Source organism: Aquitalea aquatilis, from assembly GCF_005155025.1.
GTDB classification, from domain to species: domain Bacteria; phylum Pseudomonadota; class Gammaproteobacteria; order Burkholderiales; family Chromobacteriaceae; genus Aquitalea; species Aquitalea aquatilis.
Genome location: NZ_CP039731.1, coordinates 3,062,681 through 3,076,994 on the forward strand (window position 1 = coordinate 3,062,681; position 14,314 = coordinate 3,076,994).

Consider the following 14,314-nt stretch of genomic DNA (forward strand, 5'->3'; position numbering starts at 1 on the left):
CGCATGCCCACCATCATCAGCCACGCGGTGGCCGGGGCCACGCTATCCCGTCTGGCGGGGGCCGGCTCGGCCGCAGCCTCGCGCGCCGATGGTCTGAAGGTCTTGCTGCTGTGCGCTGCCGCGGCCATGCTGCCCGACCTGGACGTGGTCACCTTCAAGCTTGGCATTCCTTATGCCAGCCCCTGGGGGCATCGCGGTGTGTCGCATTCCTTGCTGCTGGCCCTGCTGGCAGCATTGTTGCTGACTGCTTGCAGCCGTGGTTTGTGGCAGCGGCTGGGCTGGTCCTTGCGCTCGGCCTGCTTGCTGCTGTTTGCCGTCATCGCCAGTCATGCCGGACTGGATATGCTGACCGATGCCACGCATGGCCCGGCTTTGTTCATGCCGTTCGACATGCAGCGCTATCTGCTGCCGTGGCGGCCGATTGAAGGTGCGCCCATCTCACCGCGACTATGGCTGACGGCCAAAGGCGGCCGCGTGGTTTATACCGAGTTGCTGTATGTCTGGCTGCCTTGTCTGATGCTGTGGCTGCTGCGTGTCAGCGTTGAACGGCGCAAGGAGCAGGCATGATCTACGGTATTGGCACCGATATGGTGGAAATCGCCCGCATGCAGGGCCTGTTGCAACGCTGGGGCGACAAGGCCGGCCGGCGCATTCTGGCCGAGGCGGAAATGCCTGACTTTCTGGCGGCGGCCGATCAGGCGCGCTTCCTGGCCAAGCGCTTTGCGGTGAAGGAAGCACTGTCCAAGGCGGTGGGTACCGGGGTGGTGCAGCCGGTATTGCTCACCGCCATTGCTGTCAGCCACGATGCACAGGGCAAACCCATGCTGGTATTCGGCCCGGACTTGCAGGACTTCCTGCTGCAGCGCGGCGTGGTGCGCAGCCATGTCTCCATCACGGACGAGCGCGAACACGCCCTGGCCTTTGTGGTATTGGAGCAGGATTAGCCCCCGGCCTATCCTTGCCAAAGAATCAATCCTGAGGGCCGCCCGGCCCTCACACTGTTTGGAGTATCAGCCATGCAAGCCTTGTCGCTGCAACGTGGTCCGGTCATGGTGGATGTGGCCGGCTTCAGTCTGACCGACGCAGAGCGCACGCGTCTGTCCCATCCGCTGGTCGGTGGGGTCATCCTGTTTCGCCGCAATTTCCAGAATATCGAACAGCTCAAGGCACTGACTGCCGAAATCCGCTGCCTGCGCAGCCCCGCACTATTGATCGCCGTCGATCACGAAGGGGGCCGTGTACAGCGCTTTCTGGAAGGTTTTACCCGTTTGCCGCCGATGAGTGTGCTGGGTGAGCTGTGGCAGAAGGATGAAGCCGCCGCGTGTGCCGCTGCCGAGGACGTGGGGGTGGTGCTGGCTGTCGAGTTGCGTGCCTGTGGTATCGACCTGTCCTTCACCCCGGTGCTGGATCTGGACTGGGGGCGCTGCGCGGTCATCGGCAATCGTGCCTTCCATCGCGAGCCGGAAGTGGTGGCCGAGCTGGCCCTGGCCTTGCAGCGCGGGCTGCGGCAAGGTGGCATGGCCACCTGCGGCAAGCACTTCCCTGGTCACGGTTTCGTGGCGGGCGACAGCCATTTCCTCATGCCGCAAGACGACCGCACACTGAGCGAGCTGGAAGCCGACGACCTGATCCCCTTTGCCCGCATGGCGGCAGCTGGCATGGGCTCGGTGATGCCGGCCCATGTGGTGTATCCGGCGGTAGATGATCGTCCGGCCGGTTTTTCCCCGGTATGGCTGCAGGACATTTTGCGTGGCCAGCTGGGCTTTGACGGCGTCATCTTCTCTGATGACCTGGGTATGGAAGGTGCTGCCGGAGCTGGCAGCTTTGTCGAGCGGGCAGCGGCGGCACTGGCAGCAGGCTGCGATATGGTGCTGGTTTGCAATCAGCCCACACGTGCTGACGAGGTGCTGGCCGGCTTGCAAGTGCCGCCGCAGCCCAAGTTGGCGGAACGTCTGCAAGGCATGGCCGGTGCTGGTGAAGTCGCTAGCTGGCAGCAGGAAATCGGCACGGCCGGCTTTGCCGAGCGCCAGCGCCGCGTACTGGCTCTGGGTATGCCGCAGAACGTATTGCAGGGCCCGGCCGTGGGTGAAGCCAGCTAGGCCGCTATACCCGCCCGCTTCGGGGCAAGCAAAAAGCCGGCATCGCGCCGGCTTTTTTTGTGCCTGGTGGCCGTGGTTTCAGTTGAGCTGGGTGCGCCACAGTCGTGCCAGATGCGAGGCCCGTACGCCGGCCATGGCAGCGGTGCAAGGGGAGACTACCTTGTGTGCCGGCAGGCTGGTATCGCGAATCAGGGCGTCGATATAAGCCGGACCATCGCCACGCCGAATGGCAGCAACTTGCGGTTCGCTGGCTTTTTCGCGGCGGGCCAGTACCACGCCGATTTCATCATTGGCCAGGCGCACGAAGCTGCCGGGCGGGTAGATGCCCAGCTCCTTGATCAGCAAGGTGGTGTAGGCCGGGTCGAACTCGGTGTCCTTGCGCTGGAACAAATGCCCCAGCGCGGCGGCCGGTACCATGCCGGCGCGGTAGCTGCGCGGGGTCAGCTTGGCGCAGGTGATGTCGGCCATGTGCAGGATGTGCGCCAGCGATTCGATTTCCCCGCGCGCCAGGCCGTAGGGGTAGCCATTGCCCAGCCAGGATTCATGGTGGGTTTGTACCAGCCAGTGCCACAGTTCATTGCTCACGCCGGCTTCGCGCAGAATGGCCGAGCTCATCAGCGGGTGGCCGGCGATTTCTTCTTCCTGCTGGGGTGTCAGGGCTTCCTGCTGGTGATAGAGCGTGTTCTGCAGCTGGCAGATCGACATATTCATGGTGAGCGCTGCGGCCAGCACGGTATGGCGTTGTTCGCTGCTCAGCTGGGGGATGCGCCGGCTGAGCAGGGCCAGCAGGGCGGTGGTGTGCAGGGCATGGGCCGGGCCGTATTCGTTGAATGGCACCAGCAGCAGGCTGGCAATGACCCCATCGGGATGCTGTTCGCTCAGGCGGACGATGTCGCGCACCAGCAGGCTGACCTTGCGCGGGAAGTCTTCCAGTTGCAGGGCGTAGTTGAGCAGAGTGCGGGTGCGTTGCTGCAGGAAGGCCATCTCGTGCAGCACGCTCTCGCGCACCATCATCGGGTCGGCTTCGGGCAGGCTGACGGCGTCCAGCTTGTTGCCATCCACCGCATAGCCCATTTCCAGGAGCTTTTCACGCTGGCGATCGCTCAGCACGAAATGCCCCTTGCTCAGCAGCAACAGGCCGTTCTTGGCATAAACATCCAGTGGTAGTTCCTTGCCCATGAGAATCTGTTCGGGCACTACCTTCAGTGGTAGTTCCTTGCCCATGAGAATCTGTTCGGGCACTACCTTGTCATGCAGTTGCTTCTTGTTGCGGGAGTTCATGCGGCGATGCTGTCGGCGTGGGTTACGGGCGCTGCGCCAACAAGCTGGCGGAGCAGCCGCAATTATAAGCTGACGGCCTGTGCGGTGCTTGGCTTTTGCAAGCAGACCCGATGGCTCAGATTTTCCACAGGCTGGCCAGGAAGGAGATGCGCACCCCCGCCATGCTGAACGAGCAGGGGCCGGCGATCTTGTACTGCGAGTGGCTGGTTTCGCGCAGCAATACTTCGGCATAGGCCGGGCCGTCGGCCTTGCGTAGTGCGGCTACCTGCGGCTCGCTTGGCTTGTCGCGGCGTGCCAGCACCACGGCGATTTCGTTATTGACCAGTTTGACAAAGCTGCCGGGCGGGTAAATGCCCAGCTCCCTGATCAGCATGGTGGTAAAGGCGCTGTCGAAATCGACATCCTTGCGCTGGAACAGATTGCCCAGTGCCGTGGCCGGTAGCTGCGCGCTGCGATAGCGCCGCGGTGCCAGTTTGGCGCAGGCGATGTCGGCCAGATGCAGCAGATGTGCCGGCGGCAGGATCTGCTTGCGTTCCAGGCCAAAGGGGTAGCCGCTGCCCTGCCAGTTTTCATGGTGGGTCTGTACCAGGGCGTGCCACAGCTCGTTTTCGATGCCGGCTTCGCGCAGGATGGCCGAGCTGAGCAAAGGATGTTCCTTGATGGCACTGCGCTGCTGCGGCGTCAGCTGCCCCTCGTGACTGAACAGTTCATTTTGCAGCTCGATCTGCGCGATATTCATGGTGAGCGCGGCGCACAGCAGGATTTCGCGGTGACCGGCCGGCAGCTTCATCTGGCGGGTAATCAGTGTCAGCAGAGCGGTGGTGTGCAAGGAGTGCGCCACACCGTATTCCTGAAAGGGCAGCAGCAGCATGGAGGCCATCAGACCATCCGGATGGCGCTCGCTCAGGCTGATGATGGTCTGGGCGATGGCGCGCACGCGCTGCTCCAGATCCGGCTGGGTCAGCGCGTGCTGCAACATATTGCGCACCCTTTGCTGCAGGAAGACGATTTCCTCGAACAGCGACTGGCCTTTGCGGTAGTTGTCGGCCGTTTTTTCGGCCGGCTTCACCTCGGCTGGCTGTTCGGCAAAGCCCAGCTTGATCAGGCGATGCTTCATGTCCGGCGATAGCACATAGTGACCACGCTTGAGCAGCAAGATGCCGTTTTTGGCGTAGACATCCATCGGCAGTTCTTTGCCGATGGAAATGGCGCTCGATTTGAGCTTGTCGGAAAGATTATTGTCAGACATGGTGCACGGTTTCGAATGGACGCAACATTCTATGTTTTTGTCATTGCTATCGCCAGATTTATTCGGCAGGAATGATTGATAATTGTCATTGTTTAGGCAGGTCCTGCCAGGCTTTTTGTAAGCGTTTCACTGAAACCGGATAGGGCGTTTTCAATTCCTGAGCAAACAGGCTGACGCGCAGCTCTTCCAGCTGCCAGCGAAAATCCTGCAGCGCCGGTGATGGCTCGCCAGCTTCGCGCTCGCTGGCCATGCGTGCTTCCCACTTGTTCCACAGTTCGCGTATCTCGGCTGCGCGCTGGCCATCCCGTTGCGGATTGGCCGGCTGCTTGTCCATGCGCAAGCCCATGGCGCGCATATAGCGGGTGATATGCGGCAGCTGTGACCAGGGCGTGTCATACAGGAAGCCCGGGTAGACCAGCTTGCCCAGCTGCTGTTGCAGCTCCTGGCCTAGCCGGTGCTTTTGCAGCTTGTTGTAGAGCGGCATGTATTCGCTGCCGATCTGGCTCAGATACTGGGTAACCGCCTGAATCACCGCCGGCAGACGGGTGCGGGCGCGGGTCTTTTGATCGTTGAATGCTTTCTCGTTGCGCGGCAGGGCATCTTCGCCGATAAAGGCACGGTCGCAGATGCAGGCAATGGCATCGGCCAACAATTGTTCGACATTCGCCACATTGCGCAGATTGAGGCCAATCTGGGTCATGCCGGACAGGCCCTTGCCCAGCTGTTTCATCTGCTCCTTCAACTGCAGTTGCAGCAGGCGGATCACCCCGGCGCGGTGATGGCGTTCGGCCTCCGGCTGGGTGTCGAACAGGCGGATGGCCACCTTGTCCTGTTCCAGTGTCAGCGCCGGGAAACCGGTGAGCTGCTGGCGGCCACGGGCAAACTGTATGCTTTCCGGCAGTTCGCCAAAGTCCCAGCTGCTGACCTCGTCGCGCTCGAAGTCGGCGCTGCTGTCGCGGAAGGTGAGCTGGGCGGCCTGGCCAAACTGCTTTTGCAGGGCGAGCAGATCGCGGCCCAGGCCGATTTCCTGTTTGCCATCATCGATGATGCGGAAGTTGAACAGCAGATGTTCTGGCAGCTCTTGCTGCTTGAAGGCATCGTGGTCGACTTTCACGCCGCCGGTTTCGCGCAGAATGAAATGGGCCAGCTGGCCGGCAATCGGCTGCTGCTGGTCAGGATTGCTGCTGAGGAAGCGGGTGACGAAGTCCGGCACCGGCACACAGCAGCGTCTCACCTGCTTGGGCAGGCCCTTGATCAGCTGCTGCAGCTTTTCGCGCACCATGCCGGGCACCAGCCACTCGAACGGTGCCGGCTGCAGGCGGTTGAGGATGGCCAGTGGCACATCCATGGTGACGCCGTCCAGCGGGTGTCTGGGTTCGAAGCGGTATTTCAGCCGCAGCTTGCCGTCTTCCAGTTCCAGCCATTCCGGAAACTGGTTTTCGGTCACATGCTGGGCGGCATGGCGCATCAGCTCGTCGCGGGTCAGGTGCAAGCGTTTGGGTTCGGTTTTTTCCGCTTCCTTGCGCCAGGCTTCAAAGCTGGCCGCATCGACCACTTCGCTGCCGATGCGCTCGTGGTAGAAGGCGTACAGGGCTTCTTCGTCCACCAGCACATCCTGCCGGCGCGCCTTGTGTTCCAGTTGCTCCACTTCGCGGATCAGCTGCTGGTTGCGCTGGAAGAAGGGTGCATTGCTGACGTAATCCATGTTCACCAGTGCGCCACGGATAAACAGCTCGCGTGCCTCAAGCGGGGCAATGCGGCCATAGCTGACGGCACGACGCGGAATCAGCGTCAGGCCGTACAGGGTGACCCGTTCGCTGGCAACGACTTCGCCCCGGCTCTTTTCCCAGTGCGGTTCGAAATAGTGGTACTTCACCAGATGGGCGGCCAGTTTTTCCACCCATTCCGGCTCGATTTTGGCCACGCAGCGGGCGTAGAGGCGGGTGGTTTCCACCAGTTCGGCTGCTACCAGCCACTTGGGCTTGCTCTTTTTCAGGCCGGAACCGGGGAAAACATGGAAGCTGACACCGCGTGCGCCCATGTAGTCGTCGCCTTCCAGATTCTTCATGCCGATATTGCCGACCAGGCCGGTGAGCAGGGCCTTGTGCAGGTTCTCGTAGACCACGGCGTCCAGTTGCTGGCGCTTCTTCTGCGACATCTGGGCGTCGATCTGCTCGGCGTCGGCATGGGCTTCTTCACGTTTGATCAGGCCCAGTTCGCTGGCAATTTCGGCCAGCTGGCCATGCAGTTCGCGCCATTCGCGCAGGCGCAGATAGGACAGGAAGTGCTCGTGGCAGGTATTCACCAGCAGGCGGTTGGACTTCTTGTGCTTGAGTGCGTCGCTGAAGAAATCCCACAGATGCAGATAGGACAGGAAGTCGGATTTTTCGTCGTTAAAGCGGGCCTGGGCGCGCTCGGCTGCTTCGCGGGCATCGAAGGGGCGCTCGCGCGGGTCTTGCACCGACAGCGCCGAAGCGATGATCAGCACCTCGCGCATGCAGCCGAAATCACGCCCGGCCAGCAGCAGGCGGCCCACTTTCGGGTCCACCGGAATGCGTGCCAGCTCCTTGCCCACCGGGGTCAGCTCATTATTGTCGGTCACCGCACCCAGCTCGGTCAGCACCTGGTAGCCATCGGCAATCAGGCGGCTGCTGGGGGCTTCCAGAAAGGGGAAGGCATCCACCTGGCCCAGCCGCAGCGCGGCCATGCGCAAGATTACCGCCGCCAGATTGGAACGGATGATTTCCGGGTCGGTAAAGGCCGGACGGGCGTTGAAGTCTTCTTCGGCATACAGACGCACGCAAATGCCGGCCTCGACCCGGCCGCAGCGACCGGCGCGCTGGCGGGCAGCGGCCTGGGAAATCTTTTCCACCTGCAGCAGTTCTACCTTGGCGCGCGGGCTGTAGCGGTTGAGTCGGGCCAGGCCGGTGTCGATCACATACTTGATGCCCGGCACGGTCAGCGAGGTTTCCGCCACATTGGTGGCCAGCACGATGCGCCGGCCGCCGGAGGGTTTGAAGATTTTCTGCTGATCCTCATTGGACAGGCGGGCAAACAGCGGCAGGATTTCATAGCCGCGAATACCGGACTTGCGCAGTTTTTCTGCCGTTTCGCGGATATCGCGCTCGCCGGGCAGGAAAACCAGCATGTCGCCCGCGCCCTGGCGTGACAGCTCGTCGGCGGCATCGACGATGGCGTCTTCCATTTCCATTTCACGTTCGTCTTCGTCGCGCTGCTTGAGCGGGCGGTAGCGGACTTCCACCGGGAAGGTGCGGCCGGACACTTCAATCACCGGCGCGCCATCAAAATGGCGGGCAAAGCGGTCGGCATCGATGGTGGCCGAGGTGATGATGATTTTCAGGTCGGGACGGCGCGGCAGCAGCTGCTTGAGGTAGCCCAGCAGGAAGTCGATGTTGAGGCTGCGCTCGTGCGCCTCGTCGATGATGATGGTGTCGTAGCTTTCCAGATAGCGGTCGGTCTGGGTTTCCGCCAGCATGATGCCGTCGGTCATCAGCTTGATCACGGATTTTTCCGACAGCTTGTCGGTAAAGCGCACCTTGAAACCGACATGCTCACCCAGTTGTGAACCCAGCTCCTGCGCAATGCGCGTGGCCACCGAGCGTGCCGCCAGCCGGCGTGGCTGGGTATGGCCGATCAGTCCGTACACGCCACGCCCCAGCTCCAGGCAGATCTTGGGAATCTGCGTGGTTTTGCCGGAGCCGGTTTCACCGCAGATGATCACTACCTGATGGCCGGCAATGGCTGCCTTGATATCGTCCAGCTTCTGGTTGACCGGCAGCGCCTTGTCGAACTGCGGGCGCGGCAGATGGGCGCGGCGGGCCTCGGCGCGGGCGGCCGAGCGTTCCAGTTGCTGGCTGATGTCGGCCAGTTGCTTGTCTGCCGGCTGCCCTTTTTTCAGGCGCTCGCCAGCATCGTTCAGCTTGCGGCGCAAGACATGGCGATCACGGATCAGGCAATGGGCAAGGCGGGTTTTGAGTTGGGACAGCTGCTGGACTGGGGTGGTCATCGGGCAAAGAGCACTGGTTTACAGAAGGCAGCCAGTATAACAGAGGCCGGGCAGGCGACTGAAAGCAAAAGACCGCCTGCTGGCGGTCTGCGTGATGGTGTGCGCTGCTGGCACCTAGCTGGCGTGCTGGGCGCGCGAGGAGCGGCCCAGCTCGTCCAGCAGCTGGTCCAGCCGCTTGATGGCGTCGGCGATGGAGCGGGTTTCGGTGGAGAGCGAGCGGGTGGATTCGCCCACGGCGGTAATGTCGCCGGCAAACTGGGCAAAGCCGTGATTCTGGCTGTTTTCTGCCTGTGCCACCTGTTCGAGCAAGCCGGCCAGCTGGCGGGTTTCATGAATGATGCCCTGCAGGTTCTGCTGGGCTTCCCGGGCATTGTTGCGGCCGGCCTGCATCTGGTCGTTGCCGTCGCGCATGGCGACGATGGCCTGATTGGTGCCGTCCACGATCAGCGAGATCTTGTTGCCGATATCCAGCGTGGCATTCTGGGTGCGTTCGGCCAGCTTGCGTACTTCGTCGGCCACCACGGCAAAGCCACGGCCCATTTCTCCGGCTCGGGCGGCTTCGATGGCGGCATTCAGCGCCAGCAGATTGGTCTGGTCGGCAATGTCACGGATCAGTTGCACGATGCCGTTGACCTCGGCGCTGCGCTGGCCCAGGTCTTCCAGCTTGCTGGCAGCGTGCGAGATGACTTCACCGGCGCGGCCCAGCTGCAGCACGGCCTGATCCATCACCTGACCACCGCTGCTGGCCGCATTGCCCGCCGTCTGCGCCAGCCGGGTGGCGCTGTCGGACTGGGCGGCGTTCTGGCCGGTGACCACCGCCATCTGCTGTGCCACCACCATCATGTCTTCGGCGCGGCTGCGCTGTTCGGCCATGGTTTGCGCCATCAGCCCGGTGCTGTCGGCAATGTCGCGGCTGGCGCTGGAGGCGGCCTGAATCGAACGCGCCACCTGTTCCATCATCTCGCGCATGGCACGGCTGGCGTGCTCGGATTCGGCCCTGGCTCGTTCCAGCCGCTCCAGGCTTTTTACCTTGGCCTTGTCAAACGCCATGGCCAGCGTCAGCACCACAATGCTCAGGCCGATCAGTGACTTGGCTTGCAGCTTGGGAATCTCCTCGCGCGCGATGGGGACGGCGGGCAGGGCTCCCGGATCGGCAGATAGCAGGTAGAACACCGCGATGGCCATGATGGTGAGTACCATCCATGTCCAGCCCGAGCGACGGGTGGAGACAAAGATGGCGGTAAACGGGATGGAGGCAAACCACACCACGCTGGTGGACATGATGCCGCCGTTGACATACACCATCCAGCACACCATGACGAACATGCAGCTGGTGATGAATTCGGCGCAGAAGCGCACGGCTCCCGTCAGTCTGAGCAGCAGGGTGCCCAGCAGCAGGCCCAGTCCGCCCAGGGCAATGCCTATGCCCATGGCGCTGTGCCCCAGCATGAAATACTCGATGGAAAACAGCGGAGCGATACAGCCGGCCAGCAGGCCGACGCCTACGGTGGTGCGGGCCGGGATGGCCAGTTCGGGTGACTGGCGGATGTCTTCTGGAATAAACCAGTCGGTAATGGTGGTGGCAGCCATGCGGTGAGTTCTCCCTCGTAGCACTCTATTTGTAAGTTTTGTTTTGTTTTATATGCCCGGCTTTAAAAACAAGGCGAGTGATAATGTAAAACATCCGTTTGAATGCAGCAATGTCCAGCCTGGAATGCCGGCTGATTGCTGCCTTATTGCATGGGATGTACATCACGGCCTTGCCTGGTGTTTGTGGGAAAGTCTTTTTGAAACAATGCGCTGGAGTGGAATACGGCTGTTGCGCCAATGGCGCAGTACGTAAAAAAGCCCGCCGGTGAGGGCGGGCTGTTGCGGCGGCTGGTGCTGCCGGAGTGGTCTTAGCGCTTGTCCGCCTGAATGGCGGTGAGGGCAATGGTGTAGACAATGTCATCCACCAGCGCACCACGCGACAGGTCATTTACCGGCTTGCGCAGGCCTTGCAGCATGGGGCCGACGCTGACCACGCCGGCCGAGCGCTGCACCGCTTTGTAGGTGGTGTTGCCAGTATTGAGGTCCGGGAATACAAACACGGTGGCACGGCCGGCCACGGTGCTGTCCGGGGCTTTTTGGCGGCCTACCGATTCCACACTGGCGGCGTCGTACTGCATCGGGCCGTCGATTTCCAGGCCAGGACGCTTTTCGCGGGCGATGCGGGTGGCTTCGCGCACTTTTTCCACGTCCGAACCGCTGCCGGAGCTACCGGTGGAGTAGGAAATCATCGCCACCCGCGGCGGAATGCCAAAGGCGGCGGCGGAGTCGGCGGACTGGATGGCGATATCGGCCAGGTCTTCTGCGGTCGGGTCCGGGTTGACTGCACAGTCGCCGTAGACCAGCACCTGTTCCGGCATCAGCATGAAGAACACGCTGGAAACCAGCTTGGCTTCCGGTGCGGTCTTGATCAGCTGCAGGGCAGGGCGAATGGTGTTGGCGGTGGTATGCACGGCACCGGATACCAGGCCGTCCACTTCGCCCAGCGCCAGCATCATGGTGCCCAGCACCACATTGTCTTCCAGTTGCTGCTCGGCCATCGGCGCGTTCAGGCCCTTGCCCTTGCGCAGTTCCACCATGGGCTGGATGTAGTTGCCGCGCACTTCGTTGGGATCGAGGATTTCAATCGAAGCCGGCAGGGTCACGCCCTGGGCTTCGGCGATCTGTTCGATCTCGATGCGGTTGCCGATCAGCACGCAATGGGCGATGCCCTTTTCCTGGCAGATGGCGGCTGCCTTGACGGTGCGCGGCTCATTGCCTTCCGGCAGCACAATGCGCTTGCCGGCACGGCGGGCCTTCTCCATCAACTGATAACGGAAGGCCGGCGGCGGCATGCGGTGTTCGCGCGGCGCGCCAACATTGCGCTTGAGCTTGTCGGCGTCCAGGTGTTCGGCCACGAAGTCGATGACCCGTTCCATCCGTTCCAGATCGTCCGCCGGTACCTGGCGGCTCATATTGCTGAGGAAACTGGCGGTTTCAAAGGTGTTGTGGGTGGTGGTCATCACCGGCAGGCCGCTGGTAAAGGCCTGATGGCACAGTTGCTGGATGCGCGGGTCGGGCAGCGAGTCGCAGGTCAGCAGCAGGCCGGCCAGCGGTACGCCGTTCATGGCGGCCATGGACGTGCCCAGTACGATGTCTTCACGATCACCGGCAGTGACAATGAGGGCACCGGGCTTGAGCAGATGAACCACATTGGGCACGGTGCGGGCGGTCACTGCCATGCTGCGCACGCGACGGCGGCTGATCTGGCCGGCGTGCAGTACCCGTGCCTGCAGATAGTGAGCCACGTCCAGCGTGCGCGGGGCCAGTAGCTCCGGTTCGCTGGGAATGGCACCAATCATGGTCAGGCGGTTTTTCTGCAGCAGGTTGCCGGCTTCCAGGATTTCCATCGCCAGTTGCTGGGCATTCTGTTCCTTGGGCAGACGGTTCAGGATGTAGCCAGCGACATGGCCGGGCTGGGCACCGAAAGCCTGCAGGCTCAGTTCCAGCTGCTCGGCGATCTCGTGGCTGGCCAGTTTGTCGGCGGCGGTCACCAGAATGGTTTGCGCTTGCAGGTTTCGGGCGATCTTGGTGTTGAGGAAGGTGGAGAACACCTGCTTCTGATCAGGGACCAGACCTTCCACAATCATCAGGTCAACGTTGTGCGAGGCCTGCTGATACAGCGACACCACTTCTTCCATCAACTGGTCGATTTCACCCTGTGCCAGCAGGTGCTCCACCCGCTCCATCGGCAAGGGTTCCGGCGGATTCAGGTGGCAGATGGCGCGGGCAAAGTGGGTGGAGCGTTCCGGCGAGCTGCTGTCGGCACCCTGGGCAATGGGTTTGACAAACCCCACGCGCAAGCCGGATTGCTCCAGTGCGCGAATCATGCCCAGTGCCACCGAAGTCAAGCCGGCATCAAAGCCGGTCGGGGCCAGAAAAAAAGTATGCATGCTTGGACTCTTTCCTTAGCGCTGCCTCAGACCGACAGGCCGGCCAGCAGGGCGGTGTCGAGGGCAATCATCAGTTCTTCGTCGGTATTGATCACCAGTGCCGGCACGGAGTCGGCAGTGGTGATGCGGCCAGCCTTGCCGCGGATGCATTGTTCGTTGGCGGCTTCGTCCAGCTTGAGGCCCAGAAAGCCCAGTTGCTTGATCACCCGTGCGCGCAGGTAGGACGAATTTTCGCCGATGCCGCCGGTGAACAGCACACCATCCAGCCGGCCCAGTGCCACGGTCAGGGCGGCAATATGCTTGGCCAGGCGGTAGCTGAAAATGTCCAGTGCCAGAATCGCTTCCGGCTGGCCGGCCATGGCGGCGTCTTCCAGTTCGCGGCAGTCGCTGGACTGCTCGGACAGGCCCAGCAGGCCGGATTTCTTGTTCAGCAGATCGGTCACGCCGTTGACATCCAGGCCCAGCTCGGAAGCCAGGTAGCCGAAAATGCCCGGGTCGATATCGCCGGAGCGCGTGCCCATGACCAGGCCTTCCAGCGGGGTCAGGCCCATGGTGGTGTCCACGCTGTGGCCGCCCTTGATGGCGGCGGCAGACGCGCCATTGCCCAGGTGGGCGCAGACAAAGGCGGTTTCTTCCAGTGGCTTGTCCAGCAAGCGCGCGGCTTCGCCAGTAACAAAGCGGTAGCTGGTGCCGTGGAAGCCATAGCGGCGCACGCCGTGCTCGCGGTACAGCTGCATCGGCACGGCATACAGATAGGCCTGCTGCGGCATGCTCTGATGGAAGGCGGTATCAAATACGGCCACCTGCGGCAGTCCGGGGAATTGCTGCATGCTGGTATGAATGCCCAGCAGGTGTGCCGGATTGTGCAGCGGGGCCAGTTTGGCGCATTTCTCGATTTCGGCAATGACGGTGCCATCAATGACTGCGGAGGCTTTGAAGTGTTCGCCGCCATGGACCACGCGATGGCCTACGGCCTTGACGCTGTCCAGCAAGTCCAGCTCGCGCAGACGGCCGATGATGGCGTGCATGGCGGCGGAGTGATTGGCTTCTGCCAGCGGCAGGCTGTCTTTCTGGCCTGCATGCTTGAAGCTGATCTGGCCTTGCTCCAGGCCCAGTTTTTCAGCCAGACCAGTCAGGATGACCTGCTTGCTGGCGGTATCGATCAGAGCGAATTTCAGCGAGGAGCTGCCGCAGTTAATAACGAGAATGCTTGATTTCATAGGCGCTGGAAGTAGTAAATGGCTAAAAAGGGGTCCGTTGGGAAAATAACTGTCGCCAGCCGGCATGTCGGCCATATTAGGATTATGACTGTGGCAGCAAGATGACGGTGCGGAGCAGTTGACGGGCTCCTCTTCTCTTTCCTTTGGTCGGTGTTAACCGGGCGGCGATTATCCAGTGCGGCCGCGCATGCTGCAATGCGGGATTTACCTCGCTTGCGCAGCGCTGCGATTGCCTGCATTGCCGCAGGGACAAGCCTTGGCGGTGTGTCAGGCAGTGCTGGCGGCGGCGGTGATGCGAGTGCATGCACGGTGACTGCCAGCTTCGCCCCTTGTACTGACTTGGGGGCCAGCCGCAAGGGCAGCGGATATGCCCGGGCAGTATAACATATGGATCATCAGCTGCTAATGTTGCTGCGCACAATTTGAGCTAACACAATGATTCCTATGAAGGTGCGGGA

Annotated in this window: 9 protein-coding genes; 3 read left to right on the plus strand and 6 right to left on the minus strand. The window is 62.0% G+C overall.

Annotated elements, in window-relative coordinates:
- Window positions 1–3: 3 nt before the first annotated feature.
- From FAZ30_RS14440 to nagZ, 3 genes are all read left to right on the plus strand, one after another.
- Window positions 4–567: a metal-dependent hydrolase gene (locus FAZ30_RS14440; protein ID WP_124645480.1), complete on the plus strand. Its 564-nt coding sequence runs from the start codon at window positions 4–6 to the stop codon at window positions 565–567.
- Window positions 564–944: a holo-ACP synthase gene (gene acpS / locus FAZ30_RS14445; protein WP_124645479.1), complete on the plus strand. Its 381-nt coding sequence runs from the start codon at window positions 564–566 to the stop codon at window positions 942–944. Before FAZ30_RS14440 ends, acpS begins: the two co-directional genes overlap by 4 nt.
- Before the next feature lie 72 nt (window positions 945–1,016).
- The gene (gene nagZ, locus FAZ30_RS14450) at window positions 1,017–2,099 is read left to right on the plus strand and encodes a beta-N-acetylhexosaminidase (protein ID WP_168190853.1); all 1,083 of its coding nucleotides are present in this window, start codon (window positions 1,017–1,019) and stop codon (window positions 2,097–2,099) included.
- Between the two features lie 78 nt (window positions 2,100–2,177).
- Here the strand turns inward: nagZ and FAZ30_RS14455 are convergent, their stop codons facing one another.
- From FAZ30_RS14455 to FAZ30_RS14480, 6 genes are all read right to left on the minus strand, one after another.
- On the minus strand, window positions 2,178–3,380 hold the full coding sequence (locus tag FAZ30_RS14455; RefSeq protein ID WP_168190854.1) for an HD-GYP domain-containing protein: 1,203 nt from the start codon (window positions 3,378–3,380) through the stop codon (window positions 2,178–2,180).
- Between the two features lie 115 nt (window positions 3,381–3,495).
- Entirely contained in the window at window positions 3,496–4,629 is a 1,134-nt protein-coding gene (locus tag FAZ30_RS14460; protein WP_124645477.1) for an HD-GYP domain-containing protein, read from the minus strand.
- 85 nt (window positions 4,630–4,714) lie between these two features.
- Window positions 4,715–8,656, minus strand: a complete 3,942-nt coding sequence (gene hrpA, locus FAZ30_RS14465) for an ATP-dependent RNA helicase HrpA (RefSeq protein WP_124645476.1) — start codon at window positions 8,654–8,656, stop codon at window positions 4,715–4,717.
- 114 nt (window positions 8,657–8,770) lie between these two features.
- Window positions 8,771–10,246: a methyl-accepting chemotaxis protein gene (locus FAZ30_RS20905; RefSeq protein WP_137009679.1), complete on the minus strand. Its 1,476-nt coding sequence runs from the start codon at window positions 10,244–10,246 to the stop codon at window positions 8,771–8,773.
- 308 nt (window positions 10,247–10,554) lie between these two features.
- On the minus strand, window positions 10,555–12,636 hold the full coding sequence (pta, locus tag FAZ30_RS14475; protein WP_124645474.1) for a phosphate acetyltransferase: 2,082 nt from the start codon (window positions 12,634–12,636) through the stop codon (window positions 10,555–10,557).
- Between the two features lie 26 nt (window positions 12,637–12,662).
- Window positions 12,663–13,856, minus strand: coding sequence for an acetate/propionate family kinase (locus FAZ30_RS14480; protein ID WP_124645473.1), 1,194 nt, complete (start codon window positions 13,854–13,856; stop codon window positions 12,663–12,665).
- Window positions 13,857–14,314: the final 458 nt, after the last annotated feature.

Excerpts from the sequence above, each read along its gene's own strand:
- FAZ30_RS14440 (WP_124645480.1), top strand. The coding sequence starts at position 4 with ATGCCCACCATCATCAGCCACGCGGTGGCCGGGGCCACGCTATCCCGT.
- FAZ30_RS14455 (WP_168190854.1), bottom strand. The coding sequence starts at position 3,380 with ATGAACTCCCGCAACAAGAAGCAACTGCATGACAAGGTAGTGCCCGAA.
- nagZ (WP_168190853.1), top strand. The coding sequence starts at position 1,017 with ATGCAAGCCTTGTCGCTGCAACGTGGTCCGGTCATGGTGGATGTGGCC.
- pta (WP_124645474.1), bottom strand. The coding sequence starts at position 12,636 with ATGCATACTTTTTTTCTGGCCCCGACCGGCTTTGATGCCGGCTTGACT.
- acpS (WP_124645479.1), top strand. The coding sequence starts at position 564 with ATGATCTACGGTATTGGCACCGATATGGTGGAAATCGCCCGCATGCAG.
- hrpA (WP_124645476.1), bottom strand. The coding sequence starts at position 8,656 with ATGACCACCCCAGTCCAGCAGCTGTCCCAACTCAAAACCCGCCTTGCC.
- FAZ30_RS14460 (WP_124645477.1), bottom strand. The coding sequence starts at position 4,629 with ATGTCTGACAATAATCTTTCCGACAAGCTCAAATCGAGCGCCATTTCC.
- FAZ30_RS20905 (WP_137009679.1), bottom strand. The coding sequence starts at position 10,246 with ATGGCTGCCACCACCATTACCGACTGGTTTATTCCAGAAGACATCCGC.
- FAZ30_RS14480 (WP_124645473.1), bottom strand. The coding sequence starts at position 13,856 with ATGAAATCAAGCATTCTCGTTATTAACTGCGGCAGCTCCTCGCTGAAA.